The sequence below is a fragment of the Autumnicola patrickiae genome, assembly GCF_031846525.1.
In the GTDB taxonomy this organism is placed as follows: Bacteria; Bacteroidota; Bacteroidia; order Flavobacteriales; family Flavobacteriaceae; genus Autumnicola; species Autumnicola patrickiae.
The window spans coordinates 109365-135376 of the sequence record NZ_JAVRHM010000008.1; the positions used below are offsets into that span (position 1 = coordinate 109365).

The following is a 26012-nucleotide window of genomic DNA, read 5'->3' on the forward strand; positions in this document are numbered from 1 at the left end:
AGGCTGCCCATAGGACAACCTCTTTTTCAGAAAAATATATTTGAATCAGATTAAGCTCGAATATGGCCTTCTCCCAATACATAATATTTGTTGGTAACCAGTTGTTTAAGACCTAATGGTCCCCTGTGGTGCAGTTTATCTGTACTAATTGCCAGCTCGGCACCAACACCCATCGCACCGCCATCGGTAAACCTGGTGGAAGCGTTATGATAAACGGCTGCACTGTCTACCTGTTCCATAAATTTAAGGGCTTCAACTTCATCTGTAGTAATTATTGAAGCAGAATGACCTCCTGAGTATTTGTTGATCGTATCAATTGCCGCATCCAATTGGGCAGCACTACCAATCACAACTTTCATTGCCAAAAATTCTTCGTACCACACATTTTCTGAAGGAATTTTATCTTCATCGTTAAGTACTTTATGAATCTCTTCGTCTACAAGAATTTTTACGCCGTTTTCCCTGAACATTTGCTGAAGTTCACGCAGTTTATTTTCATAATCCGGAAGGTTCCGGCTTACTAAAACTTTATCAAGTGCATTACAACCTGAAATCTTATCGATTTTAGCGTTTAACATCACTTTCTTGGCAATTTCAAAATCGGCATTTTCAGAAACATAAAGGAAGTTATTTCCACGGCCGCTAACAAGCACCGCACCTGTCGCGTGTTCTTTTACAAAAGCAATTAATCTTTCGCCACCACGAGGCACGATAAGGTCTAATTTTTCCGGTGGATTTTTAAGGAATTCCTGAGTTTCCTGTCGGTTTAAATGCAGCAATTGGATCCAACTGGTGTCCAGATCGTTTTCCAGAAGTGCCTGGTGCCAGCACTCCTCAAGAATTTTGTTACTATGGATAGCTTCTTTACCACCTTTAAGGTAAATTTTATTATTTGCTTTAAAGGCAAGTACAGCTGCTTCTATGGTTACATCTGGTCTGGATTCGTAAATAATCATGATGTTTCCAAAAGGAGCGGTTTTGTTGGTAATTGCCAGTCCGCTATCCAGTTTTCTATGCTCGATTGTCTTGCCTACGGGATCGTCCTGTTCCATTACTTCTTTAACAGACTGGATCATGCCGTCAACTTTTTTGTTGTTTACAATAAGCCTGTCGTACATGGCTCCTTCGGTCTCCCCGAATTCGATAAGGTCAGTTTGATTTGCAGCAACTATTTCTTCACGTCTTTTGTCCAGGATCTTTATCATCGATTTCAAGACATTGTTCTTTGTTTTTGTGTCTAATAATATCATTGCTATATTTTTTTAATTCTACTTAATTTTTTATGCGGTAAACTTTGTACCTACGGGCTTACCGTCCATAATGTCTAATATGACATTTTCATTCTTCCCGTTTGCGATATAAGTGGTAATATTTTTGGAAGCAGTACTTTTTGCGATTTTAATTTTGGACTCCATACCGCCACGGCCTTCGCCTTCACCTTTTCCGGATTCCTGTACGTATTTTTCGACGTTTTGGTCAACCTGAACTTTATTCAGTTTTTCTGAATCTTCGTCATCTGGATGGCCTGTGTAAAGTCCGTCGGTGTCACTTAGAATTATCAGCGAGTCGGCACCAATTAGTTCTGCTACCAGACTTGCCAGTTCGTCATTATCTGAAAACATAGACATGGTTACTGAAACCGCATCATCTTCATTCGCAATAGGAATTATTCCTTCAGATAAAAGAGATTCGTAACAATTAATCATGTTTTCCCTGTGAATTCCCGGACTAAAGTCCCTTTTTGTAGCAAGAACCTGGGCGCAGCGCATTCCGTAGTCATGGAAAATGCTATAATAATGACGCATCATACGTGGTTGCCCTACTGAAGAGAATACCTGCCTTCTTTTTGAGGCATCTGTAATGTTTATTTCTCCCAGGATTTCTTTACCTGCAATGGCAGATCCAGAAGATACGAGTACTACATGAATGTCCTGCTCATATAATGTGGCAATTTGCCTTACCAGGTTTTTAAGTACCGGGCCAACTATTCTATTATCTTTATTGGTCATTACATTTGTTCCGACCTTTACAACTATTCTTTTCTTATCCATTTTATCGATTTTACAGATAATAATTAAATTATGCTTCTTCTTTTCCAAGTTCTACTGCTCTGTCAAAGGCGGCATAAGCGGCATCTTTGATGAGTTCTTTTACATTGTTATCTTCCATAGAATCTAATGCAGCCCTGGTGGTACCTCCTTTGGAAGCTACTCTTTCCATCCAGGTATTTGGAGAAAGATCTGACTGATTGAATAGCTCTACAGCTCCTTCAAACGTCTGACTTACAAGAATTTTTGAATCGTGCTGCGAAAAGCCCATTTTTAAAGCGGCTTCCAGCATAGATTGCATAAAGTAAAATACATAAGCCGGTCCACTACCGGAAATACCTGTGGAAGCATCTATAAAGTTTTCATTTTTTACCTTTATGGATTCTCCTGTGGTGTCGAGAAGATTTCTAATCATTAAAAGCTCTACCCGGGAGACTTCCCGTGCTTCGGTATAAGAAGTGACTCCTTTTCCTACCTGAGCTGGCAGGTTAGGCATAGATCTTACTACTTTTTTCACACCCAAACCATCCTGAATCTTTTTAATGGTAATACCTGCCATAAGAGATACAAATATTTGCTGGTCATTTACATGAGACTTTATTTCTTCAAAAAGACCCTCGCAGTGGTAAGGTTTTACTGCTATAAAAACTACGTCGGCTTCAGGAAGGCAATCCTCAATGCGGTCATAAACATCAAAATGGTCAATACTGCTTAAGGATGTTAAAATCTCTGCTGATTTGTCAAAAATCATCAGGTTTTTCCGGTTTAACATGCTGGACTTTGCCATGCCTTCCGCATAAGTAAGACCCATATTTCCTGCTCCGATAACTAGTACTTTCATTTTTGTTTATTTGGTTAATTAATTTTCAACTTTTATTCAAAAAATAATTCTGCCCGTATGGTTCAAACATCATGCGAACATTCCAGAATTTACAATTTTCTCTACCATGAGCGATTTATAAGATAGTTCATCTGAAGGAAATTCCCAAAAGTAGATTATAAAATAAAACTAAATTATTCCTTCTATTAATTTTTTCAGGATGAACTTAGATTGTGCTTAGCCCACGTACTTTAAGACCTTAGCGAAAGAGAAGAAAGAAGAAGGATGGAGCAGGACTTTCCTGCTACGGGATAGTAAGACTCCCTTAAGTACTTTTTATTTTATGTAAATGTGGATTTTGAAGTGTAAACTCAACTTATGTCAGACATCTGCAATAATGGCAGAATTCCTGCTGTTTTGTACCTGTTTTCCCTGGCGGGGGTGAACTGGACTTTATTTCGATACAGCAAATTATAATTCTTGTGGCGCATTTCTCCATGTAGAGGTTTTATTCCACACTTTTGCAAATAAAATGTAGTGAACCGGAGAAATTTTTTAAGAAGTAATTAACAAAAACTCATCTACTGAGGTAGTAAATTAGATTTTTTTAAAGATTTTTCTGTTAATAATGAATACCCAAACACACAAATGGTGCAAATGTTGTTTGATATAAGCTCATAATTATGTGAAATCATCTGTTATTTGTGGGGGTTAACTTTTAATTTTGATCTTTTATATCTTTTCTTAAAAAGAACTACTACTACATCACATGACAAAAAATGGTAATATTCTAAAGCAAATTTCCAAAACCCACACGCCTGTTGAGAATTCCAGGATAATTGCCGTAGGGGCAAGTGCAGGAGGCTTGGAAGCTTTGCAGGATTTTTTCAGAAATCTTTCTGAAGGCGATAATAATACATACATAGTAATTCAGCATCTTTCGCCGGACTACAAGAGCATGATGGGCGAAATTTTGTCTAAAACGGCAAAATTACCTATTGAACAAATAAGTGATAGGATGGATATACTTCCCGGAAGGATATATTTGATCCCGCCGGTAAATAATCTGGTTATTGAAAATGACAAGCTTCACCTGTTAGAGAAACCAAAAGATCAAAAGTTAAATTTACCAATAGATATATTTTTAACGTCTCTTTCTAAATTTAAAAAAGAGTCGGCAATTGCTGTAATTTTAAGCGGTACAGGTAGTGATGGTACAAGAGGGATTAGAGCAATTAAGGAAAAGAATGGAATGGTGATGGTGCAGGATCCCGAAGAAGCCAAATTCAACGGAATGCCGCAGAGCGCCATAAATACAGGTCTTGTAGATTACGTTTTACCTGTGCAAGCTATGGGGTCAGAATTGGCAAATTTCATCAATGCTCCTACTGTAGTAAATTTTTCTGAAGATGATTTTGAATATGATGGAAATTCGCTTTCTAAAATTCTTGATCTTATCAACCAAACAACGCAGCTGGATTTTAGTGAGTATAAATATTCTACACTGGCCAGAAGGGTAGCCAGGCGTGTAAATGTATGCAGGTGCAATTCTTTGGAAGAATATTATGAGGTGTTAACGTCCAATCAAGAGGAGGTTGAATTCTTATACCGGGAATTTCTTATTGGAGTAACCAAATTCTTCAGAGATGCAAAGGTGTGGGAAATTATGGAGGATGAAATAATTCCTGATATCCTTAGCAAAAAGAAGGACGGGGATATCCTCAAGGTTTGGGATGTTGCCTGCAGTACAGGAGAAGAAGCTTACACTTTGGGAATGCTGATAAGTGAGGAGCTTGAAAGACAGAATAAAGATGTTGAGGTTAAAATATTTGCTACAGATATTGCCGAAAAACACCTGGAAATTGGAAGTAAAGCTGTTTACCCAGAAAGTGTTATTGCAGATATTGCACCCCGCCTTGTGCAGAAATATTTGGTAAGCAGGACACAAGGATATCAGGTTGTGGAGAGAATTCGCAGAATGGTGATTTTTTCGAAACATAACGTAATAAAAAATCCGCCTTTTAGTAGGATGGATCTTGTATTGTGCAGGAATCTACTTATCTATTTTCAGCCTTTTATTCAGAAAAAAGCATTAAATGTACTACACTACGGTCTTAAAGAAGACGGTTATTTGGTTTTGGGAACAAGTGAAAGCGTAGAAAGCCACAAGGAATATTTTGAAGATGTAAGCCGCAAGTGGAAAATTTATCGTAATGTCAATCCTCGCAGTAGAATTCAAGTGGAAACCCTTAGGTCATCTACAGCCAAAGTTTATAAGGCGAAGCTTAAACATAATAGAAAAACCAATACTTCATCAGGTAACAATTCGAAAAATAAATTTATAAATGAGCTTAATGAAGCCATTCTGGAACAGTTTGGTGGGGCAAGCGTTTTTATAGATTCAGAATACAATATTCTTCAGGCAGTAGGAGAGTTTAGAAAATATGCTAATCTTCCGGTTAATGGTTTTTCTATAAATCTTTTGGATATGATTGGCACAGACTTTAAACATATTCTTCTTTCCACAGTTAAGGAGGCCAGAAAAGAGAATAAAAAAACCATTTACCGGGATGCCATATATAATCATCAGGGAGAAACAAAGTCTCTCGATTTAATCGTAAAACCTTTTATAAAGGAACAATTGGATGATGATGTAAATTTTGTGCTCACTTTTGTTGAGAAGGAAGTAGATCATTCTAAGATTAAAGAGGTCGAAAAAGTAACCCTTAGTAATAGAACAGAAAGACAGATTGCAGAGCTGGAAGATGAGCTTAAGAAGACTAAAGAAGACTTGCAGCATTCTTTGGAAGAAATTGAGAGGAGTAATGAAGAACTTCAATCAGCAAATGAAGAGTTACTTGCTTCTAACGAGGAATTGCAAAGTACCAATGAAGAGTTACAAAGCGTAAATGAAGAAATTAATACTGTAAATGCCGAAAACGTTCAGAAAATGGACGATCTCGCAGCTTTAAATGCAGATATGAATAACCTTCTGGAAAGCACCCAGATAGGTACAATTTTTCTTGATGAGGAGTTAAGGATAAGAAAATTTACTCCTTCAATTAAAGATCATTTTAGTTTCCTTAATTCAGACACGGGTCGTCCCATAGAGCATTTTGTAGGGCATATAGGTAAAGCAAACCTTCTTGAACGCTGCAAGAGAGTTTTACAAAGTGGAAAAACACTTGAAAAGCAAATTATTTCCAAAGAGGGTAAGCCTTATTTGAGGAGAATCTCGGCATATCGAAATACAGAAGGAAGAATAAGCGGAGTGGTTATTACTTTCATAGACATAGAAATGCTGGAAAAATCACGCGGGAAATTGATTGCCAGTGAGAAAAGGTTTAAATCATTTTATGAAGAAGATCCTGTTATGCACTTCAGTATAGATCCAAATACTTCAGAAGTTGTACAGTGCAATGCAGAAGCTGTGGAGAAATTAGGATATAATTCCAAAGATGATTTAATAGGCAAAGCATTTTTTGAACTTTATGACACCGAATATCAGGTTGAAGCCTTGAGGTTAAATAAAATATTCAGGAAGAAAGGTGAGCTAAAAAATGTAGAGCAGGAGATGGTAACTGTGTCTGGGCAGATTATCCCCATAATAATGAATGCTACTGTAGAAGTTGATAGTGAAGGAAAAGGTGTTACCCATAGGTTTACCTGTGTGGACATTTCTGAATTAAAACGTGTACAGGAAGAGCTCAAAGAGCAAAAAGCAGATTTGGTAAGGGCAAATCGGGATCTTGAGCAATTCGTATCCATTTGTTCCCACGATTTACAGGAACCTCTTTCTACAATTAAATTTGGTAGTGATATCTTAGGAAAAATTTACGCCTCAAAACTTGATGATAAAGGTAAGGAGTACCTTTCTTATATCGATGAGGCCTCAAACAGGCTGGCAAATCAAATAAAAGCATTGCTGGATCACTCCAGGATTGGAAGGAATACAAAAAAGACGCTTGTTAATACTAAAGAAGTAATTGAAGTTGTAAAGTACGATTTAGGCAAGAGAATACGGGACACACGGGCAAAAGTGCACGTTGGTTCTTTACCTAAAATAAAGGCTTATGAGGTAGAATTGAGATTACTTTTCCAGAATCTGTTAAGCAATGCCTTAAAATATAAAGCAAAAGACCGCGATCCAGAAATCAGGATTTCATCATATCAGGAAGGTGAATATTGGGTCTTTGCTGTAATGGATAACGGTATAGGAATTTCTGAAGAAGATCAGAAGGGGATTTTCACTATCTTTAACCGTATTCCTACAGAAGAAAAATATGAAGGAACAGGTGTAGGGCTTGCCCATGTAGAAAAGATAGTATTGCTGCATGAAGGTACACTCTGGCTCGATTCACAACCTGGTGTAGGAAGCACTTTCTACTTCAAAATCAAAAGAAGATAATATATGGCTGTAGACCCAGATGTGCCGGGGAACGTGAATATAACAAATTGCGACAGAGAACCTATTCATATTATACCACAATCTCAGGCCCATGGAGTAATCCTGGTCTGTAACAAATTAGATTTTACAATAACCCAGTGTAGTGGGAATATTGAAGAAACTTTAAACTTTAAGCTTCAGGATGTATTATCAAAGCCACTTTCTTTTATACTACGTTCAGAAAAAATAGAAACGCTACACAAAAATGTTTTAGCGAAGAAACCGTTGCTTCCTGAGGAATTGCATCTAAATGGCTCTCGTTATTTTATGATTCCGCATATGTCCGGAGCTCATCTCGTCCTGGATATAGAGCCTTTTGGTAATTCCATAGATCCTGTTGTATTTCAGGATCAGCTGGTAAAGATCAATAACGAAATTGATGAGACACAAACTATAGAAGAGATGTGCCAGCAGGCTGTTTCGCTGGTTAATTATTTATATGAGTACGATCGCGTGATGATGTATCGGTTTGATGAAGACTGGAATGGAGAAGTGGTGGCAGAGGTACGGGAACAGGAACTGGAAAGTTGGCTTGGGTTACACTACCCGGCTACAGATATTCCAAAGCCGGCCAGGGAAATTTTTCTTAAACAAGGTGTAAGGATAATTGCTGATGTTAAGCATAAAGCTTCGGAAATTCATCCCGCAATTTCACCAATTACAAATCAGCCGCTGGATATTTCCAAATCCGAATTACGGGGAGTTTCACCTATTCATATAGAATATTTAAGAAATATGGAAGTAGGTGCTTCCCTAACTGCTGCTATTGTTTTAAATGGAAAGCTTTGGGGTCTGCTGGCTTGCCATCATTACAGTCCTAAGTTTATTAATTATCATCAAAGGCAATCGTGTAAGTTTCTCACCCAGGTTTTTTCTAATAAACTGGCACTTAAAACCTCTAATATTTTTCTAAACGAAATCGCCAAATCTGAAGAAGTCAGAAAAGAATTGCTTTCATTTATGAATTCGGGTTCTGATATTATAGAGGCAATAACAGCTAATAATTCCCGCTTTACAGATATTATTAATTGTGGCGGCGGTGCAGTTTACTCAAACGGAAAATTGAGACTTGTAGGCAGTACACCTGCGGAAGAAGAAATTATTTTGCTTATCCTTAATTTTTTAGGTGAGAAAAAGGAGAGATTTTTTCAAACCAAACACCTTTCTAAACACTATACTCCCGCTGAAGAATTTAAAGAAACAGCTTCCGGATTATTAAGTGTGCGTATTGGAGAGGTGAAGGAGGAATTTATAATGTGGTTTAGACCACAAAGTTCCAGTACAGTAAATTGGGGCGGTAATCCGCAAAAGAACGGTATTGTAAAGGACGGAATTGAATATTTGAGCCCCCGGAAATCTTTTGAACGTTGGGCACAAGAAGTCTCTGGTGTGGCAGTAAATTGGGAAAAATATGATTTTGAAGCGGCGATAGCTTTGCAGGATACTATTACCCATGTTCTTGTAAAGAGACAAAAAGTGAAAATTGAAGAATTAAACCATAACCTTTCTGAAGCAAATAAAGAACTAAAAACTTTCAGTTACAGCGTTTCTCATGACCTTAGGGGACCATTGCGGGGAATAGAAGGTTTCGCACAAATCCTTTCTGAAGATTACGCACCAAAACTTGATGATTTTGGCCAGAATGCAGTAAATGTTATTTTAAAATCTGTGGAAAGGATGGATGTACTTATAGAAGATATTCTCTCTTACTCCAAGGTAGGACAGGCACGCCTTGTGAAAAACAAATTTTCATTAAAGGAGCTGGTGGATGAAATCATACTCTCGAAAAATCGGGAAATTCATTTTCCCAATGCAGAAATAAGTGTAGATCGAAATTTGCCAAATATCGAGGCAGATAAAAGAATGATTTCCCAATTAATGAATAACCTTATTGATAACGCCATCAAATATTCTTCTGGAAAAGAAAAGCCGCTCCTGGAAATAGGTTCGTTTAAAAATAATTTAGAAACTGTATTTTTTGTAAAGGATAATGGTATTGGGTTCGATCAAAAACATGGAGATAAGGTCTTTGAAGTCTTTACCCGACTTGCAGGAGACAAATATCAAGGCTCTGGAGTAGGTCTGGCGATTGCAAAAAAGGTGGTGGAGAAGCATAAGGGAGAAATTTGGGTAGAAACAGCTTTAGGAGAAGGCACTACTTTTTTCTTTACTTTAAAAGAGGAATAATTGATTCTTGATAATTCTGAAATTTTTCTTATTTTCAGCAGAATTTTCTCGCAATGATAAAAACAGTTTTAAGAATATTACTGGTTGAAGATTTTAAGACTGATGCTGATCTAATTAGTTATCACATCAGGAAAATCGTAGAAAAACCTGAAATAATGGTTACTGATAACCTTGAGGAGGTATCCAGACTCCTGCGCAATTTTGTGCCAGATGTAGTTCTTTCAGATTATAATTTACCAGCTTTTACCGGTTTGGATGTGCTCCGTCTTGTAAAAGATTTTGATTCCGGGATTCCTTTTATTTTTGTAACAGGAACTATTGATGATGAGGAGTTGGCTGCTAATACTATTCTTACAGGAGCATCGGGTTTTGTCCTGAAAAAAAATATGAGGATAATGGGCGAGAAATTAAAGCCGCTGTTTAAGCAGGTGGTTTTTAATATGGTCGAAAAGGAAGACTTAAGGGAGAAAATAAGGCAAAATAAAATAGCTGTAAACCAGATTTACCGGTACCTGGATGATTTTGAAGCCGATAGTGAGGAGCAAAAGAATTATCTAGCCAAGATAAGGACAAATATAGACCAGATTAAACTAGAGAGAGATGCTGAGTGAGTTAAGGGAATCTACTGCAGAGCTTCATGAGCAGATAGAACAGGAAAATGCCGCCGGTAGAATAATGGATCACAGCATTTCTATAGATCAATACAAGAATCTTCTTTATCAGAATTATGTGGCATATGCTATTTCAGAAAAGGAAATTGCTGCGCAGATTTCAGGATATGAAGGAGAAAAGCATAAGGCACTGGAAAAGGATCTGAAGCAGCTTGATCTTCCTGCCAAAATACCTTCCTTTCCCGGCAATGAATTTTACTGTAATTCTGAAGTAGAAGCACTTGGAGCGGCTTATGTTGTAGAAGGTTCTGCCATGGGGGGAATGCTAATCTCCCGGAACTTAAAAAAATGCGATAAATTAGCTCCAATAGAGAACCATTACTTCTTTAATGGCAAACGGGATAGCTTAAAATCCTGGAATGAATTTAAAAAGCTTCTTAATTCCAGAAGTTTTACTGAAGAAGAAAAAGCTTCAGCTATAAATAAAGCAAAAGAAACTTTTGAATTTTTTGGACAGGTATTCAGACAACAATTTGTACTATCTAAATGAAACGAACACAGAAACAGAAAAATAAAATTTCTGTTTCTGTGTTCGCCATGTCAAAATTCCATTATATTCCTGTGTAATTCTGCGGGGTTATTTTTTGCATTTCTTTTTTGATGTTTTCAGAAACATCCAAGGTTTCAATAAAATCGACTATACTCTTTTTATTGATCCTTTCGTTAGTACGTGTGAGTCCTTTTAGCGCTTCGTAAGGGTTTTTAAAGCCTTCTCTTCTTAAAATAGTTTGTAGGGCTTCTGCCACGACAGCCCAATTGTTTTCAAGATCGGCATTTAACTTCTCCTCGTTCAGCAATAATTTATTTAAACCTTTTAAAGTAGATTTAAATGCAATAAGAGTGTGACCTATTGGTACGCCAACATTCCTTAAGACAGTACTATCGGTTAAATCACGCTGTAACCTGCTCACCGGCAATTTCGCAGATAAATGTTCAAAAATAGCATTGGCTATACCGAGATTTCCCTCGCTGTTTTCAAAATCTATCGGGTTCACCTTATGCGGCATGGCTGAAGACCCAATCTCACCTTTTTTAATTTTCTGTTTAAAATAATCCATAGAGACATAAGTCCAGATATCACGGTCTAAATCTAAAAGGATTGTATTTATACGCTTTAAGGCATCAAAAAGCGCAGCCATATGATCGTAGTGCTCAATTTGAGTAGTTGGAAAAGAATGATAAAGTCCGAGCTTATTCTTCACGAATCCAGATCCAAATTCTTTCCAGTCAATATCGGGATAAGCGACTTTATGGGCATTAAAATTTCCTGTAGCTCCGCCAAACTTGGCAGCATGAGGGATAGAATTCAGCATGTCCAGTTGTGCTTCCAGTCGGGTGATAAAAACTTCAATTTCCTTTCCTAATCGGGTAGGGGAGGCAGGTTGACCATGCGTACGTGCCAGTAATGGAACAGAAGACCAGTCCTGCGATAACTGCGTAAGTTTTTGTTGAACATCACTAACACACGGGATATAAGTAGCAGCAATAGCATCCTTAATGCTTAAAGGAATAGCCGTGTTATTTATATCCTGAGAAGTGAGTCCAAAATGTATAAACTCTTTGGAGTCCTGTAGCCCCAGTTTATCAAATTTTTCTTTAAGAAAATACTCTACTGCTTTTACGTCGTGATTGGTTACTTTTTCTATTTCTTTTATGGCTTGTGCATCTTCAGTAGAAAAATCTTCATACAAGGCTCTTAGCTTTGGGAATACAGAAGTATCGACAGACTTTAACTGCGGAAGTGGGAGCTCACATAAAGCTATAAAATATTCAACTTCAACTTTCACCCTGTACTTTATAAGGGCTTCTTCACTAAAATAAGTAGAAAGTTCTTTGGTTTTAGAATGGTACCTGCCGTCTATAGGGGAAATTGCAGTAAGCGCTGTCATTGTAATAGTTTAAAATTAAAGGAGTAAAGATAGGGCTTCCAATAATTTTTTGAAGATGAACTAATGTGATTTTTTCAAGAACTATACATTCTTTTTTATCAGCTCTTCTACTAATTGAGGAACACCAGTAGAAGCTTTTTCAGAAATAATGGTTAGATTCTTAAAGCCGGAAATGCTGGGTTTAGGATCAATAAAGTAAATCGGAATATTTTCAGGAGCAAAATCTATTAAACCTGCAGCAGGATAAACCTGCATAGAAGTTCCAATTATAATTACTAAATCTGCTTTAGAGCAAATTTCTGCAGCTTTTTCAAGCATAGGAACTGCTTCTCCAAACCATACTACATGAGGTCTTAGCTGGTGGTTATGTTCACAAAAATCGCCTAATTTAAGGTCCTTTTTCCAATCCATCACGAGATTATCGTCAAAAGTACTTCTTACCTTTAGCAATTCCCCGTGGAGGTGTATTACGTTTTTACTTCCTGCGCGCTCATGCAAGTCATCAACATTTTGCGTAATTATTTCCATATTAAAATCATCCTGAAGTTTGGCCAGGGCGTGATGGGCAGCATTGGGTTCAACTTCCAAAAGTTGCTTCCTGCGCTTGTTGTAAAAATCCAGCACTAGTTCCATATTATTTTGCCATCCCAAGGGAGAGGCTACTTCCATAACATCATGGCCTTCCCAAAGTCCGTTGGCATCCCGAAAGGTATTTATTCCGCTTTCTGCACTAATTCCTGCACCGGATAGGACTACAAGGTTTTTCATAAAGTTGACATTAAGTTTTTTACTGTTAAGGAATAGAAGATACTCAATATTATCCTTCTGAAAAAACTCAGTCTTAAACTTAAAGATTTAATATTATCAAAGATGTGAACATTTAAATGTATTTTTTACTTTTATACTCAATGAATCAAGAACTACTAAATTACCTGCTAAGCTTTCTTACTCCAAGAAGAAGAATGCTGTTTGAGAAAGTGTTATCTGAAAGAACAAATTATTTTACTGTTGCGACACAGGATGTGTATCAACTACATAATACCAGTGCGGTCCTTAGAAGTTGTGATGTTTTTGGACTGCAGAATATCCATGTTATTGAAGAAAAGAACCCGAGAAGGATAGATAAGGAAATTGCTATGGGTGCGCAAAAATGGGTAAGTGTAAACAGATATAATTCTACAGGAAACTGTCTTGCTCATTTGCGTAAAAAAGGATATAGAATTGTTGCCACTAGTCCTCATGGAGATGCAGATCTACTTCAGGATTTTGATATATCCTCTCCCGCAGCCATTTTCTTCGGAACAGAAAAACACGGATTAACGCCGGAATTTGTTGAAAATGCAGATGCCGTTCTTAAGATCCCGATGTATGGGTTTACTGAAAGCCTTAATATTTCTGTTTCCGCAGCCATTATTTTGCAGTCATTGGTTTACCGGCTTAAAGTAAGTTCTTATAACTGGCAGCTTAGCGAGAAGGAGAAATTTGTTCTACATTTAGCATGGGCAGAAAAAAGCCTGAAGAATGCTGACAAATTAAAAGAAGACTTTCTGAGATTGTAATTTATTTTTTAACTTTTCAAATTTTATTAGGACTTTAAATGACCCTATTCTTTTACATAATAATTGCTATTATAACCTTCTTTGCTTTTTTGCACGCATGGGCAAAAAAGGAATACGATTTAAGCCGAACCATTGTAATTAACAGGCCCAAGGAAGAAGTTTATGGTTTTGTGAGGCAATTAAGGAAACAACCATTATGGATGCCATGGTTTCAAAGAGATCCTGACGCAATTTTAAAATATAAAGGAACGGATGGTAAACCTGAAGCTTCTTTTTATTGGAAAGGTAATAGAAAAGTTGGGGAGGGAATCCAAAGAATTGTAAAGGTAAGACAGGGCAAAGTACTGGAAACAAAGATCCTTTTTATCAAGCCTTTTAAATTAAATGCGCTTACCTACATTGGAGTAAAAGAAATAGAACATGAAAAAACAAAAATGGTTTGGGGTGTAAAAGGTCACATTCCCTTTCCACTTACAATCATAAGCTTGTTTTATGGTGTGGAGCGGTTACTCGCAAAAAATATTGAAAGAGGTCTAAAGAACCTTAAAAAGATGCTGGAAGAATAAAAATTACCTTTTTTGAAGAACCTTAAATTCCTCATAACAGCCGCTTATGGCATCCAAAATTTGCAGATCATTGGCTGTTTTCATAAAATCTTTAGAATAATTACATCTTAGGAGGATTTCATTAATTTCAGCTTTTTCAACCTGAAGAAGCGCAGTAAGGGTTTCCCGGTCGTACTTATTCTGAAGAAGCTGTCTTATTTCCTGTTCTTCCTTCATCTGCCTCAATTTACGCATCTGCTTTGGCCGCTGGCCAAAAATATTATGAAGTACATCGGCAGGATTAAAGATAGATCCCAAAACCCGCGAAACCGCGTTGGGAGAATTATCACCTCCTTCATATCCTGTATTTAAACCGGAAATGCTATATCTGTAATTTTCGTAAATCGGGATGTTTTTGGCATCAATCTCTAAATAACCAGTAAGTGTAACCGGACTAAGAACCACTTCTTCCAAAGCAATCCCCAGTTCGGTCATCTTTACTTTTACATTGCCGTATTTAAGCCAGTCATTTGTAACCCTTACCTTAATTGACCTGAATCCCAGATACGAAAAGTATAATGTGTCATTAACAGTAGCCTGTAATTCAAATTCTCCTTCCTCATTGCTTATAGTTCCTTTTACCTGATTAAGGTTCACAATATGAACCCTTTCGATGGGTCTGTCATCGGCGGCATTCATTACCACCCCGTTAACTATATCCTGCGAAAAACCGCAATAGCCAATAAATAATAGGATTAAGAGTAGGAAGTTCTTTTTCATAACGATTGGGGCCTAAAATATAAAATACCTATAAAAAACAATGCCAGAAATTCCTTTTTCTGAATTTAGTTCTTAGAACGTCTTCTTTTTATAGAGCTTTCAATATTCTTATTCCGACTTCCCGTTTTTTTCCCCCTGCTTCTTCCTTTAGAATCAGAATCTCCACCGGATCTTCTACGTGAACCTCCGTCTGAATTTGATTTAAAAGATCGCTTTTTATCAGAAAAATTTCTTTTTCCACCTCCGCTTCCACCGCCACCGCGATTTCCTTTTCCGGAGTCTTTGGTTACTTCAACATTAACATGTCTTCCGTCATGTTTAAACTCGCTAAATGTTTCCAGTACCTTATCTGTATGTGCAGCATCGGTATTAAAGAAAGAGAAACTTTCTTTCACGTCTACTTTATAAACATCATCCCTTCCAAGGTCTAAAGTAGCCTTTAAAAAGTCTTTAAGACTCATCCAGTCAAAATCGTCTTTAGAGCCTACATTAATAAAATAACGTGTGGAATTAGTATCCGAAGAAGCTACGCCTCCTGCATTTTTGGAACTTAAATCCGGAGCATTTTTGTAGTAGTTAAAGAATCTGGTAAACTCAACCGAAAAAACTTTTTTGATAAGTTCTTCCTTGGAAAAATCCTGAAGAACTTCAGTAATACTCGGTAAGTAAGGTTCTATTTCCGGATTTATTTTAGTGTCCTTAATATCATTGGCAAGATGAAAAAGCTGAACACGACAAATTTCCATTCCGTCAGGAATATCTTTCTGCTCAAAGGACTGGCCAATAATCCGTTCAATGCTTTTTATTTTTCTAAGTTCACTTTTAGAAATTATAACCATAGAAACACCACTCTTTCCCGCTCTTCCGGTTCTACCGCTCCTGTGGGTATAAGTTTCAATTTCGTCTGGTAACTGGTAATTGATTACGTGCGTAATATCATCAACATCAATTCCTCTCGCGGCAACATCTGTAGCAACGAGCATCTGGATTTGCCTGCTTCTAAAGCTCTTCATTACCAGGTCTCTCTGGTTCTGGCTTAAATCCCCATGTAGTGCAGCAGCACTGTATCCATCTTCAATTAACCTTTCTGCTACTTTTTGGGTATCTCTTTTGGTACGGCAAAAAATAACTGAAAAAATATCCGGATTGGCATCTGCAAGACGTTTTAAGGCTGCATACCTGTCACGGGAATTAATCAAATAATATTCGTGGGAAACGTTAGTAGCTCCCATGTTTTTTGTTCCGACTGTAATTTCTACAGGAGAACGCATAAATTTTTTGGCAATTGTAGCTACTTCTTTAGGCATTGTTGCCGAAAATAACCACGTGTTCTTTTCTTTTGGAGTATGGGATAAAATTGCAGTAATGTCTTCAAAGAAGCCCATGTTAAGCATTTCATCAGCCTCATCAAGAACACAGTATTCTATTCTGGAAATATCAACAAGTTTTCTGTTGATCATATCCTGCATTCTTCCTGGCGTCGCTACAATAATCTGGGCACCACGTTCAATTTGTCTTGCCTGGTCTGTAATGCTGGCACCACCATAAATAGCTACAGGATTTATGGATTTTTCGTATTTGGAGTAGTTCTTGATTTCATTGGTGATCTGCAGGCATAGCTCACGTGTAGGCGAAAGTATTAGCGCCTGGGTATGCCTCGCATCTGCGTTGATCTTTTGAATTAGCGGAAAACCAAAGGCCGCTGTTTTTCCCGTTCCTGTTTGAGCCAGGGCGACCATATCTGTGTCGTCCTGCAGTAAAATTGGTATAGCTTTTTCTTGTACTTCACTTGGACTTTCAAAGCCCATATCTTCAACAGCTTTTAAAATAGAGGGATTTAAACCTAATTGTTCGAATTTATTCATGTATATCTTTAAAATAAGTTGCAAAGGTACGTAATAGTTTGCAGCTTTGAGCATTATCTTTTTTTCCTTATTCCTTTAAGAATGAAATAAGCTTTTTAAATGCTTTTCCGCGGTGGCTTATGGCCGCTTTTTTACCCATTGCCATTTCGGCGAAGCTAAGTTCTTCACCTTCAGGCTTAAAAACAGGATCATATCCAAAACCATTAGTACCTCGTTTCTCCTCCAGAACCCTTCCTTTACAAATTCCGGTAAAAATATCCTTGTTATCCTCTAAACATAGCGCGATAACGGTTTTAAATTGTGCGCGCCTGTTTTTCTTCTCCTTTAAATTGGTTAGTAATTTCTGAATATTAGCTTCATCATTTTTTTCTTCTCCCGCATAACGGGCAGAAAAAACTCCAGGTTTTCCCTCAAGAGCCTCTACCTCAATGCCTGTATCATCTGCAAAGCAGTCGTAGCCGTAATTTTCTTTTACATATTCTGCTTTAAGTAAAGCATTACCTTCTATGGTATCGGCAGTTTCAGGAATATCCTCTACACAATTAATATCATTAAGCGAAAGCAGTTCTATGCTCTCAGGTAGTAAGGCTTTTATTTCCTTTAATTTGTTCTGGTTATGTGTGGCAAAAACTAGTTTCATATTTATTATTTGTGATGATAAGGTTCATTTTTAAGAATAGTAAAAGCACGATATACCTGTTCTGTAAAAAAAAGTCGGACCATTTGGTGCGAAAAAGTCATTTTAGACAGGGATATCTTAGCATTGGCTCTTTGGTAAACATCTTCAGAAAAACCATATGGGCCACCTATAACAAAGATGAGCTGTTTTAATCCGCTGTTTAACCTTTTCTGAATATATTCCGAAAAACTTTCCGAAGAAAATTGCTTTCCATTTTCGTCCAGCAACACGAGAAAATCAGAATTTTGAAGTTTTGACAGAATTAGTTCTCCTTCCTTTAATTTCTGCTGATTCTCATCTAAATTCTTAGCTTTTTTCAGGTCAGGAATTATTTCTAATTCAAATTTATTGTAAAACTGAAGCCGCTTCAGATAAATATCAATTAGTTGTTGAAGCTGCTTATTATCTGTCTTTCCTATACAAAGTAATTTTATAGTCATCCTGTAGATTTAGCGCAGACTTTGCTACATTTACAAAAATAAGTATTGAAAATGATCTCAGCCGCACAATTTGAAAAAGAAATTGATCTAATTATTACCAATGCAATACGAGAAGATGTTGGAGATGGCGATCACAGTTCCCTTGCCTGTATTCCTGAAAGTGCAACCGGAAAAGCAAAATTACTGGTCAAGGAGCAAGGGGTTATTGCCGGTGTGGAATTTGCCAGGAGAGTTTGTTATTCTGTAGATCCTGAGCTTACTCTGGATATTCAGATCAAGGATGGCGAAAGAGTGAAAAGAGGTGATGTTGTGTTTTATGTTGAAGGTCATTCCCGTTCTATCTTAAAGGCAGAACGTTTGGTGCTAAACGGTATGCAGCGCATGAGTGCGATTGCGACGAAAACTGCAGAATTTGTAGAGAGGCTTAAAGGTACCAGTACCCAAATTCTGGATACCCGTAAAACAACCCCGGGAATTCGTGCACTGGAAAAATGGGCAGTAAAAATTGGAGGAGGTGAAAATCATCGTTTTGCCCTTTATGATATGATTATGCTCAAAGATAATCATATAGACTTTGCTGGAGGAATTACAAAAGCAATTGACAAGACAAAAAAATACCTGAAAGAAAAGGATTTAGATCTTAAAATTATAGTAGAAGCCCGTAATTTGGATGAGATAAAAGAAATATTACGGTCTGAAGGTGTTTACAGGATTTTAATTGATAATTTTAATTACGAAGATACAAGAAAAGCTATTAAGCTTATTAATGGTAGATGTCTTACAGAATCCAGTGGTGGAATTACCCTAGAAACCGCCCCTAAATATGCCGATTGTGGTGTGGATTATATCTCCAGTGGATCGCTTACACACTCTGTCCATAATATGGATCTTAGCTTAAAAGCTATATAAAAGCATGGCTTTAAAAGAAGCGTTTAACTCTAAATTGAAAGATCTTTCCAATTGGGGAGAGAGAAAATCCAGGAAAATACAAATCCCGGGTTCCGAAGGTTTGACGCTCTATAATTTGTGGATTATTTATTCTGGAGGAATAATTAAAGGAACATTTTCTACCAGAGCCAGTGCCATTGCTTTTAGTTTTTTTATGGCTCTTTTTCCTTTCTTACTTTTTATCCTCAACCTGGTTCCCTATATCAATTTTATTGATGATTTTCAACTCCAGTTTCTAACATTTATGCTCGATTTACTACCTCCAAATACGGTAGATTACTTTGACCAAATTTTATATGACATTGCTGATAATCAAAGAGGTGGACTATTATCAATTTCTTTTATTCTTTCCATTTTCCTTATGACAAATGGAATAAATGCTATTTTTACCAGTTTTGAATTTTCTTATCATACAAAACGAAATAGGTCTATAGTACGACAATACTTTGTTGCCATAGGAGTGTCTTTCATCATGGCACTGTTGTTGTTTATTACAATTATACTAACGGTTTACCTTACTTACGCTGTTGATGATCTTTATAGTTTTGGCCTTGTTGAAAGAAATGGACAAGGGGCAGGTTTTGTAAAATACACAGCTTTTGTCCTTTTGATATATGTAGCCGTGGCAACTCTTTATTACTTTGGAACTAAAGAAGCAAGGCAAGCAAGATTTTTTTCTATAGGAGCAATCTTTACCACTGTACTTATTATGATTACAACTTTTGTTTTCGGATTGTATATAGAAAATTTTTCCTCTTATAACGAATTATATGGATCAATTGGCGCACTTTTAATTTTAATGGTATATATCTGGCTGAATTCTAACATATTATTATTAGGATTCGAATTAAATGCATCATTAATAAAAATGAAGAGGAAAAAATGATAACTTTATAAGTAATAAAAAATCAAAAAATCATGAAAAAACTTATGTTTCTGATGCTTGTCATATGCAGCATTAATTTAGGATCTGCCCAAACCACTGTAGGAGATGCTACTTTACCAAATACATTCACTTTTGAAGATCATACCCTTGTGCTCAATGGAGCAGGAATGAGAGAAAAGTTTTGGATAGATTTATATGCCGCCGGGTTGTATTTAAAGGCAAAATCTGCTGATGCCAATAAAATTGTGGCTGCTAGTGAACCTATGGCTATTAAGTTAAACATTGTATCCAAGATGGTGAGCAGTGAGAAGATGATAGATGCAATTAAAGAAGGATTTGAAAAGTCAACCAATGGAAATACAGCTCCCATTGCTTCCGAAATTAAAGAGGTGATTGGATTTCTGCAGGAAGAGATTAAAAAAGGGGACGTTTTTGATATTATACATGCGCCGGGAAAAGGAGTGGTTTTAATTAAAAATGGCCAAATGAAAGGACAAATTGAAGGAATGGAATTTAAAAAAGCCCTTTTTGGTATTTGGCTCGCGAACGATCCTGCTGATGGTGATTTAAAGGATGCTATGCTAGGTAAATAATAATTTCTTCACATAAGAACAATGACAAATATCAAAACGTTTTTATCTATTCTTTTTTTTATGGGTTTTTCTTCGTTTAACCTGATTTTGGCTCAGACAGTTTTGGATAAATGGGAGAATCGTAATGATGAAGGAAAAGTAAATTCTATTATAGAAGTTTATGAACAGGATAACCAGATCTTCGGAAGGATAGAGAAGATAATGAAGGAAGAAGATAGAGATAGAAAATGTACTGCGTGTGAAGGAGATCTTCATAATGAGCCGTTGGAGGGACTGGTGATAATGAGAGGGCTGGAAAAGGAAGGTGACGGTTATGAAGATGGAGTTATAATAGATCCTGAATCAGGAAAGGAATATAAATGTAAAATATGGTTGGATCCGGAAAATCCGGATAAACTTTATGTTCGTGGATATATAGCTTTTTTCTACAAGACGAAAGTCTGGGAGAGACTGAAATAGCTATCTTTCATAAATATAGATATTAAACCATTCTTTAACAGGAATGGTTTTTTATTTTTACAGTCAGGAGATAAAACAAGAATAACAAATTTCGTCCATGTCGTTTTTTATAGATGTTATTTTGCCCCTCCCACTTGGTAAGCGTTTTACATATTCGGTTGATCCACAAGAAGCCGAATATCTAAAAAAGGGGATGCGGGTTACTGTTCCTTTTGGGAAATCTAAAGTCTATTCAGGAATAGTGGCTGATATTCATCAAAATCCGCCTGAGATTTATGAAGCAAAACCCATACATCAAATTCTTGATAAGACAGCGCTAATTACAGGACATCAATTAAAATTCTGGAAATGGATAGCTTCTTATTATATGTGTGCAGAAGGAGATGTTTTACGTGCTGCACTTCCGGGAGCTTTTTTACTGGAGAGTGAAAGTATAGTGAAATTAATTGCCTCTGTGGAAACCGAAACGGAAGATTTGGATGATGATGAATATCTTGTAGTGGAAGCACTGCAGAGACAATCTTCTCTGAAGATTCAGGAAGTCACACAGCTACTGGACAGAAAGAATGCACTACCGGTTATTAACAGACTTGTGGAAAAAGGAATAGTAGCCTTAAACCAGGAAGTTTATGAGCAATACAAGCCAAAGAAAGTAAGGTTTGTGCGCCTGGCTGCAGCCCATGCGGGAGAGGAGGCAATGCACAAGCTATTAGATGAACTGGAGAGAGCGCCAAAGCAAAGGGAAATTGTGCTTAATTATTTCAGTTTGAAAGCTCATAGCTCGAAACCTGTTAAAGTGAAGCATTTAATTCAAAAAAGCAATTCTTCAGCAACAGTTCTAAAGAGTTTGATAAACAAAGGTTTTATGGAAGAGTACTTTTTGGAAACAGATAGAAATATTTTTTCAGGAGAGGCTAAAAATTCAGAGCTTGTTTTTAATGAATACCAGGAGAAAGCTTTTCGGGAAGTAAAGGAAAATTTTCAAAATGATGAGGTTTGTCTTCTTCATGGAATTACATCTTCAGGAAAAACAGAAATTTACATCCGCTTAATTCAGGAAGTAATAAAAGAAGGAAAGCAGGCTTTATATCTGCTTCCTGAAATCGCACTTACCACTCAACTCATTCAGCGGCTGCAGAGCTATTTTGGGGAAAAGGTACTTGTTTATCATAGTAAGTATTCCATGAATGAACGTGTAGAGATATACAGGCATGTTTTGGCCAATGATAATAAAGGACAAATAGTAATAGGAGCAAGGTCTGCTATTTTTCTTCCGTTTTCAGACCTGGGGCTAATTGTGGTAGACGAGGAACACGAAGGAACATTTAAGCAATTTGATCCCGCACCAAGATATCATGCCCGTGATGCTGCCGTGGTTTTGGCAAACCTTTTTAAAGCTAATATTATTCTGGGATCTGCAACTCCTTCCTTAGAGTCTTATTTTAATGCGCAGCATCACAAATATGGTCTCGTGGAACTTAATCGCCGGTATGGAGATGTGCTCCTTCCCGAAATTGAGATTGTTGATATTAAAACGAAACACAAGAAGAAATTAATGACCGGCCATTTTTCTGACCGGCTTCTGGAAGAAATAAAAACAGTACTAAAAGAAGAAGAACAGGTTATCCTCTTCCAGAATAGGCGCGGATTTTCACCCATTCTGGAGTGTAATACCTGCGGACATTCCCCACAATGTCCTAATTGTGATGTTAGTTTAACGTATCATAGTCACAATAACCAGCTTAGGTGCCACTATTGCGGCTATCACATTGCTATGCAGAAAAAATGTATGGCCTGTGACAGCAGCGACATTTCTACTAAAGGATTTGGAACGGAACAAATAGAAACGGAATTGAAATCTTTATTTCCTGATCATAAAATCGGGAGAATGGATCAGGATTCTACCCGTGGGAAATATGGCTACGAAAAAATTATCAACGCGTTTGAGCAACAGGAAATTGATATTCTGGTGGGAACACAAATGCTTACGAAGGGATTGGACTTCAGGCATGTAAGTCTTGTAGGAATTATGAATGCAGATAACCTGTTGAATTTCCCTGATTTTCGTGCTCACGAACGAAGCTTCCAGCTAATGTTGCAGGTGGCAGGAAGAGCGGGAAGAACAAAGAAGAGGGGTAAAGTTTTAATCCAGAGTTTTAATCCATATCACCAGATAATTCAGCAGGTTTCAACCAATGACTATGCAGGGATGTACAAGGATCAGCTGGAAGAGCGGTACAATTATAAATATCCGCCGTTTTTCCGGCTTATACGCTTTACATTAAAGAGCAGGGATTATTTTAAAACAAATGATGCTGGTGACTGGCTGGCAAAATCTTTGAGCAACGTTTTTGATCAATATGTTCTGGGGCCAGAATTTCCACCGGTAGCGAGAATCCGTAATGAATATTACAAAAATATTTTACTAAAGATTCCACAACAGCAATCCCTTGGAAAGACAAAAACGGTTGTGCATAAAATCATGAGCAGTTTTAAAGCTATTGGAGCTTTCAGGAGTGTAAAAGTGGTGATAAATGTAGATCCTGTTTAGTGGGGAATTCTTATAATGTGAGGAGTAAACCTGGTAAAAGAGGATAGAAGTTGATTATAAAGAAGAACCTGTAGGGAGGTCCTGTTTTTATATTACTGGATAGCGCTTAAAGCTTCTACAAGATTATTTTTCTTGTGCCTGCTAAGTGGTAATTTCTGTTTGTCTATTTCTATATTCTTGCTATTGTACCTTTCGATTTTTTCAAGATTTACAATATAGGATTTATGGATACGCAAAAATCGGTCGCTTGGTAGCTGTTTTTCAAAAGACTTCATCGTGGCCAGCACAACAAAATTATCTTTTTCGGTTATAAATTTCACATAATCACCAAGGGCCTGGATATATTTAAGCCTATTCAGATAAACTTTACGATTTTTTAGATTGCTTTTCACAAAAATAAAATCTTCATCTTCTGGTGCTGCGTTTTGGTGTTTAAGTTTGAAAAGGTTAATAGCTTTATTCACTGCATTATTAAAGCGCTCCTTATTAACAGGTTTGTGAATATAATCAACCGCGTCATAATCAAAAGCTTTAAATGCATACTTTGTTTTTCCTGTAACAAATATAATTTGTGGTTTGTTAGGAAGGTCGTCCAGAAGTTCAAATCCCGAAAGGATCGGCATCTCAATATCCAGGAAGATCAGGTCGGTTTCATTGTCAAGCAGTCCGTTCTTAGTCTCTATGGCGTTGTTGTATTCCGCCACCAGCTTAAGATTAGGATGATCTTTTATAAGTTTTACAATGGATAGCCGCTGTAAACTCGAATCATCTACAACTGCACATTTGAGTAGTATTTCTTCCACGCTTTTAAGGATAGGTTAGGCATAAACAATATTAAACATTAAATTTGTTATATACAAAACAAACTTAATTTTCACCGTTAAAAACTGTGTTTTATCCTTAATATAAGGCTTTGTAAATATAAAAAATAGTTCTATTTTTGCAGCCAATTTAATTAAAACAAATATTTATGAATCGTTATGAAACTGTTTTCATCTTGAATCCCGTTTTATCTGATGATCAGATAAAGGAAACAGTTAAGAAATATGAAGAATTTCTTGTTTCTAAAGGTGCCAAGATGATAGCCAAAGAAGATTGGGGGCTAAAAAAATTAGCTTATGCAATCCAACACAAAAAAAGTGGTTTTTACCACCTATTTGATTATGAAGCTCCGGGAGAGACTATTGAACCTCTTGAGTTGGCATTTAGAAGAGACGAGCGTATGATGCGTTATTTAACTGTGAGGTTGGATAAGCATGCTGCAGCTTGGGCAGATAAAAGAAGATCACGAATCCAGGAAAAAGCGTAAGTATGGCTACATCTATTGAACAACAAGCAAAAGGAAAGAAAGACGGAGAGATTAGATATCTTACTCCTCTTAATATAGAGACTACCAAAGCAAAGAAATATTGTAGATTTAAAAGGTCTGGTATTAAATATATCGACTATAAAGATCCAGATTTTCTTATGGGATTGGTAAACGACCAGGGTAAATTGTTACCACGTCGATTAACAGGTACCTCTCTAAAGTACCAGAGAAAAGTGGCTGTTGCGGTAAAACGAGCTCGTCATTTAGCGTTAATGCCATATGTTGGTGATTTATTAAAATAAAAAGAGGCAATTATGGAATTAATACTAAAGAAAGACGTAGATAAATTAGGGTTTAAAGATGATGTTGTAAACGTGAAAAACGGTTACGGCAGAAATTACCTAATTCCTCAGGGATATGCTGAACTTGCAACTCCGTCAACCAGAAAGGTATTGGCAGAGACTCTTAAGCAACGTGCATATAAGGAACAGAAGAATATTGATGAAGCTAAAACTCAGGCTGAAAAACTTAACAATATCGAGATCAAGCTTACTGCAAAATCAGGAGCTGGAGATAAATTGTTTGGATCTATTACAGATGCAGATTTAGCTGAAGCTCTTTCTAAGGAAGGGGTAACAATTGATAGAAAATATATTAGCATCGCAGGTGGAAACATCAAGCGTTTGGGACAGTACGAAGCTACTTTGCGTTTTCACCGTGAAGTAATTTCAAACTTTACTTTTGACGTGGTAGGTGAAGCTTAATTTATTTTACTATAATTTTAAGCCTGCTCATTTATTGAGTAGGCTTTTCTTTTTTCAGGAATTTCATTATGAAGTATAGCAGACTCACAAAAGAACAATTTGAAGAAATGCATCAGGAGTTTATCAACTTTCTGGCCACGCAATCTATTACTGCAGAAGAGTGGGAGGATATAAAAGCAAATAAACCCGAAGTTGCCGAAAAGGAACTTGATCTTTTTAGTGACCTTATCTGGGAAGGTGTTTTAAACAAAGTAGAATATCTGGAGCACTTTTCTCCCAACCAGATGTTCCTCTTTAATATTACTGCAGCTACTATTAATCTTATTGCTATTAAAGTAGATAGCCAGGAAATTGATATAACTTCTAAAACCGGCTATAATTGGTTAAGAAATAATCTAATGGACGATAATGTTACTATTTATACTTCTACTAAAGCCATAAGTGATGACAGGAATAAAGATATTTTTGCATTAATCCGCCAGGGAGCCAACATCACCAAAGGAGACCTTTATAAGTACTTGCAGGAAGTAGTGCAGGAGTAATCTTCAATTGACAATTAACAATTATCAATT

The 26012-nt window shown here is 36.8% G+C and carries 25 protein-coding genes; 15 read left to right on the plus strand and 10 right to left on the minus strand.

Annotated elements, in window-relative coordinates; all coding sequences use genetic code 11:
- Positions 1-50: 50 nt before the first annotated feature.
- Genes RM549_RS08685 through proC form a run of 3 tightly spaced genes read right to left on the minus strand, consistent with a single transcriptional unit; the run spans position 51 to position 2889 of the window.
- On the minus strand, positions 51-1250 hold the full coding sequence (locus RM549_RS08685; RefSeq protein WP_311683806.1) for a glutamate-5-semialdehyde dehydrogenase: 1200 nt from the start codon (positions 1248-1250) through the stop codon (positions 51-53).
- 30 nt (positions 1251-1280) lie between these two features.
- On the minus strand, positions 1281-2051 hold the full coding sequence (proB, locus tag RM549_RS08690; RefSeq protein WP_311683808.1) for a glutamate 5-kinase: 771 nt from the start codon (positions 2049-2051) through the stop codon (positions 1281-1283).
- Between the two features lie 28 nt (positions 2052-2079).
- Positions 2080-2889 (minus strand): pyrroline-5-carboxylate reductase, encoded by an 810-nt coding sequence (gene proC / locus RM549_RS08695; RefSeq protein WP_311683810.1) that lies wholly within the window; start codon positions 2887-2889, stop codon positions 2080-2082.
- Between the two features lie 748 nt (positions 2890-3637).
- Here proC and RM549_RS08700 point away from each other — a divergent pair.
- The 4 genes from RM549_RS08700 to RM549_RS08715 are packed head-to-tail and all read left to right on the plus strand — an operon-like array spanning position 3638 to position 10663.
- Positions 3638-7276, plus strand: coding sequence for a CheR family methyltransferase (locus RM549_RS08700; RefSeq protein ID WP_311683812.1), 3639 nt, complete (start codon positions 3638-3640; stop codon positions 7274-7276).
- Positions 7277-7279: 3 nt separating this feature from the next.
- Positions 7280-9502: an ATP-binding protein gene (locus RM549_RS08705; RefSeq protein WP_311683814.1), complete on the plus strand. Its 2223-nt coding sequence runs from the start codon at positions 7280-7282 to the stop codon at positions 9500-9502.
- A 53-nt stretch (positions 9503-9555) separates the two neighbouring features.
- Positions 9556-10113 carry a response regulator transcription factor gene (locus RM549_RS08710; protein ID WP_311683816.1) on the plus strand — a complete coding sequence of 186 codons (558 nt, stop codon included), beginning with the start codon at positions 9556-9558 and terminating at the stop codon, positions 10111-10113.
- Positions 10103-10663 carry a biliverdin-producing heme oxygenase gene (locus RM549_RS08715; RefSeq protein ID WP_311683818.1) on the plus strand — a complete coding sequence of 187 codons (561 nt, stop codon included), beginning with the start codon at positions 10103-10105 and terminating at the stop codon, positions 10661-10663. The genes RM549_RS08710 and RM549_RS08715 overlap by 11 nt, the downstream gene beginning before the upstream one ends.
- Before the next feature lie 61 nt (positions 10664-10724).
- Here the strand turns inward: RM549_RS08715 and purB are convergent, their stop codons facing one another.
- Both purB and RM549_RS08725 read right to left on the minus strand, forming a co-directional pair.
- Positions 10725-12062, minus strand: coding sequence for an adenylosuccinate lyase (gene purB, locus RM549_RS08720; protein WP_311683820.1), 1338 nt, complete (start codon positions 12060-12062; stop codon positions 10725-10727).
- Positions 12063-12143: 81 nt separating this feature from the next.
- Complete coding sequence (locus RM549_RS08725) at positions 12144-12830, minus strand: SIR2 family NAD-dependent protein deacylase (protein WP_311683822.1); 687 nt, start codon at positions 12828-12830, stop codon at positions 12144-12146.
- A 140-nt stretch (positions 12831-12970) separates the two neighbouring features.
- Between RM549_RS08725 and RM549_RS08730 the strand changes: the two genes are divergently transcribed.
- Entirely contained in the window at positions 12971-13621 is a 651-nt protein-coding gene (locus RM549_RS08730) for a TrmH family RNA methyltransferase (RefSeq protein WP_311683824.1), read from the plus strand.
- Between the two features lie 38 nt (positions 13622-13659).
- Complete coding sequence (locus RM549_RS08735) at positions 13660-14187, plus strand: SRPBCC family protein (RefSeq protein ID WP_311683826.1); 528 nt, start codon at positions 13660-13662, stop codon at positions 14185-14187.
- Positions 14188-14190: 3 nt separating this feature from the next.
- On the opposite strand, the gene RM549_RS08740 is transcribed toward RM549_RS08735, so the two are convergent.
- The 4 genes from RM549_RS08740 to rlmH form a co-directional block, all read right to left on the minus strand.
- Complete coding sequence (locus tag RM549_RS08740) at positions 14191-14946, minus strand: carboxypeptidase-like regulatory domain-containing protein (RefSeq protein WP_311683828.1); 756 nt, start codon at positions 14944-14946, stop codon at positions 14191-14193.
- Positions 14947-15011: 65 nt separating this feature from the next.
- On the minus strand, positions 15012-16811 hold the full coding sequence (locus RM549_RS08745; protein WP_311683830.1) for a DEAD/DEAH box helicase: 1800 nt from the start codon (positions 16809-16811) through the stop codon (positions 15012-15014).
- A gap of 67 nt (positions 16812-16878) precedes the next feature.
- Positions 16879-17451 (minus strand): non-canonical purine NTP diphosphatase, encoded by a 573-nt coding sequence (locus RM549_RS08750; protein ID WP_311683832.1) that lies wholly within the window; start codon positions 17449-17451, stop codon positions 16879-16881.
- Between the two features lie 5 nt (positions 17452-17456).
- Positions 17457-17930 carry a 23S rRNA (pseudouridine(1915)-N(3))-methyltransferase RlmH gene (rlmH, locus tag RM549_RS08755; protein ID WP_311683833.1) on the minus strand — a complete coding sequence of 158 codons (474 nt, stop codon included), beginning with the start codon at positions 17928-17930 and terminating at the stop codon, positions 17457-17459.
- 51 nt (positions 17931-17981) lie between these two features.
- Here rlmH and nadC point away from each other — a divergent pair, with 51 nt between their 5' ends.
- The 5 genes from nadC to priA all read left to right on the plus strand — a co-directional run bounded on the left by nadC (position 17982) and on the right by priA (position 23367).
- Positions 17982-18839 (plus strand): carboxylating nicotinate-nucleotide diphosphorylase, encoded by an 858-nt coding sequence (gene nadC, locus RM549_RS08760; protein WP_311683929.1) that lies wholly within the window; start codon positions 17982-17984, stop codon positions 18837-18839.
- Positions 18840-18843: 4 nt separating this feature from the next.
- Entirely contained in the window at positions 18844-19764 is a 921-nt protein-coding gene (locus tag RM549_RS08765) for a YihY/virulence factor BrkB family protein (RefSeq protein WP_311683834.1), read from the plus strand.
- A gap of 32 nt (positions 19765-19796) precedes the next feature.
- Entirely contained in the window at positions 19797-20357 is a 561-nt protein-coding gene (locus RM549_RS08770; RefSeq protein WP_311683837.1) for a chalcone isomerase family protein, read from the plus strand.
- Positions 20358-20378: 21 nt separating this feature from the next.
- Positions 20379-20816, plus strand: a complete 438-nt coding sequence (locus RM549_RS08775) for a DUF2147 domain-containing protein (RefSeq protein WP_311683839.1) — start codon at positions 20379-20381, stop codon at positions 20814-20816.
- A gap of 97 nt (positions 20817-20913) precedes the next feature.
- On the plus strand, positions 20914-23367 hold the full coding sequence (gene priA, locus RM549_RS08780) for a replication restart helicase PriA (RefSeq protein ID WP_311683841.1): 2454 nt from the start codon (positions 20914-20916) through the stop codon (positions 23365-23367).
- 92 nt (positions 23368-23459) lie between these two features.
- On the opposite strand, the gene RM549_RS08785 is transcribed toward priA, so the two are convergent.
- Positions 23460-24170: a LytR/AlgR family response regulator transcription factor gene (locus RM549_RS08785; protein ID WP_311683843.1), complete on the minus strand. Its 711-nt coding sequence runs from the start codon at positions 24168-24170 to the stop codon at positions 23460-23462.
- A gap of 167 nt (positions 24171-24337) precedes the next feature.
- On the opposite strand from RM549_RS08785, the gene rpsF reads away from it, so the two are divergent.
- The 4 genes from rpsF to RM549_RS08805 all read left to right on the plus strand — a co-directional run bounded on the left by rpsF (position 24338) and on the right by RM549_RS08805 (position 25982).
- The gene (gene rpsF, locus RM549_RS08790; protein ID WP_311683845.1) at positions 24338-24676 is read left to right on the plus strand and encodes a 30S ribosomal protein S6; all 339 of its coding nucleotides are present in this window, start codon (positions 24338-24340) and stop codon (positions 24674-24676) included.
- Between the two features lie 2 nt (positions 24677-24678).
- Positions 24679-24978 carry a 30S ribosomal protein S18 gene (gene rpsR / locus RM549_RS08795; RefSeq protein WP_311484368.1) on the plus strand — a complete coding sequence of 100 codons (300 nt, stop codon included), beginning with the start codon at positions 24679-24681 and terminating at the stop codon, positions 24976-24978.
- Between the two features lie 12 nt (positions 24979-24990).
- On the plus strand, positions 24991-25440 hold the full coding sequence (rplI, locus tag RM549_RS08800; RefSeq protein WP_311683846.1) for a 50S ribosomal protein L9: 450 nt from the start codon (positions 24991-24993) through the stop codon (positions 25438-25440).
- Positions 25441-25508: 68 nt separating this feature from the next.
- Positions 25509-25982: a DUF6495 family protein gene (locus RM549_RS08805; protein WP_311683847.1), complete on the plus strand. Its 474-nt coding sequence runs from the start codon at positions 25509-25511 to the stop codon at positions 25980-25982.
- Positions 25983-26012: the final 30 nt, after the last annotated feature.

Bases quoted from the DNA above. Each gene is read 5' to 3' on its own strand.
- RM549_RS08685 (WP_311683806.1), bottom strand. From the start codon at position 1,250: ATGATATTATTAGACACAAAAACAAAGAACAATGTCTTGAAATCGATG.
- proB (WP_311683808.1), bottom strand. From the start codon at position 2,051: ATGGATAAGAAAAGAATAGTTGTAAAGGTCGGAACAAATGTAATGACC.
- proC (WP_311683810.1), bottom strand. From the start codon at position 2,889: ATGAAAGTACTAGTTATCGGAGCAGGAAATATGGGTCTTACTTATGCG.
- RM549_RS08700 (WP_311683812.1), top strand. From the start codon at position 3,638: ATGACAAAAAATGGTAATATTCTAAAGCAAATTTCCAAAACCCACACG.
- RM549_RS08705 (WP_311683814.1), top strand. From the start codon at position 7,280: ATGGCTGTAGACCCAGATGTGCCGGGGAACGTGAATATAACAAATTGC.
- RM549_RS08710 (WP_311683816.1), top strand. From the start codon at position 9,556: ATGATAAAAACAGTTTTAAGAATATTACTGGTTGAAGATTTTAAGACT.
- RM549_RS08715 (WP_311683818.1), top strand. From the start codon at position 10,103: ATGCTGAGTGAGTTAAGGGAATCTACTGCAGAGCTTCATGAGCAGATA.
- purB (WP_311683820.1), bottom strand. From the start codon at position 12,062: ATGACAGCGCTTACTGCAATTTCCCCTATAGACGGCAGGTACCATTCT.
- RM549_RS08725 (WP_311683822.1), bottom strand. From the start codon at position 12,830: ATGAAAAACCTTGTAGTCCTATCCGGTGCAGGAATTAGTGCAGAAAGC.
- RM549_RS08730 (WP_311683824.1), top strand. From the start codon at position 12,971: ATGAATCAAGAACTACTAAATTACCTGCTAAGCTTTCTTACTCCAAGA.
- RM549_RS08735 (WP_311683826.1), top strand. From the start codon at position 13,660: ATGACCCTATTCTTTTACATAATAATTGCTATTATAACCTTCTTTGCT.
- RM549_RS08740 (WP_311683828.1), bottom strand. From the start codon at position 14,946: ATGAAAAAGAACTTCCTACTCTTAATCCTATTATTTATTGGCTATTGC.
- RM549_RS08745 (WP_311683830.1), bottom strand. From the start codon at position 16,811: ATGAATAAATTCGAACAATTAGGTTTAAATCCCTCTATTTTAAAAGCT.
- RM549_RS08750 (WP_311683832.1), bottom strand. From the start codon at position 17,451: ATGAAACTAGTTTTTGCCACACATAACCAGAACAAATTAAAGGAAATA.
- rlmH (WP_311683833.1), bottom strand. From the start codon at position 17,930: ATGACTATAAAATTACTTTGTATAGGAAAGACAGATAATAAGCAGCTT.
- nadC (WP_311683929.1), top strand. From the start codon at position 17,982: ATGATCTCAGCCGCACAATTTGAAAAAGAAATTGATCTAATTATTACC.
- RM549_RS08765 (WP_311683834.1), top strand. From the start codon at position 18,844: ATGGCTTTAAAAGAAGCGTTTAACTCTAAATTGAAAGATCTTTCCAAT.
- RM549_RS08770 (WP_311683837.1), top strand. From the start codon at position 19,797: ATGAAAAAACTTATGTTTCTGATGCTTGTCATATGCAGCATTAATTTA.
- RM549_RS08775 (WP_311683839.1), top strand. From the start codon at position 20,379: ATGACAAATATCAAAACGTTTTTATCTATTCTTTTTTTTATGGGTTTT.
- priA (WP_311683841.1), top strand. From the start codon at position 20,914: ATGTCGTTTTTTATAGATGTTATTTTGCCCCTCCCACTTGGTAAGCGT.
- rpsF (WP_311683845.1), top strand. From the start codon at position 24,338: ATGAATCGTTATGAAACTGTTTTCATCTTGAATCCCGTTTTATCTGAT.
- rpsR (WP_311484368.1), top strand. From the start codon at position 24,679: ATGGCTACATCTATTGAACAACAAGCAAAAGGAAAGAAAGACGGAGAG.
- rplI (WP_311683846.1), top strand. From the start codon at position 24,991: ATGGAATTAATACTAAAGAAAGACGTAGATAAATTAGGGTTTAAAGAT.
- RM549_RS08805 (WP_311683847.1), top strand. From the start codon at position 25,509: ATGAAGTATAGCAGACTCACAAAAGAACAATTTGAAGAAATGCATCAG.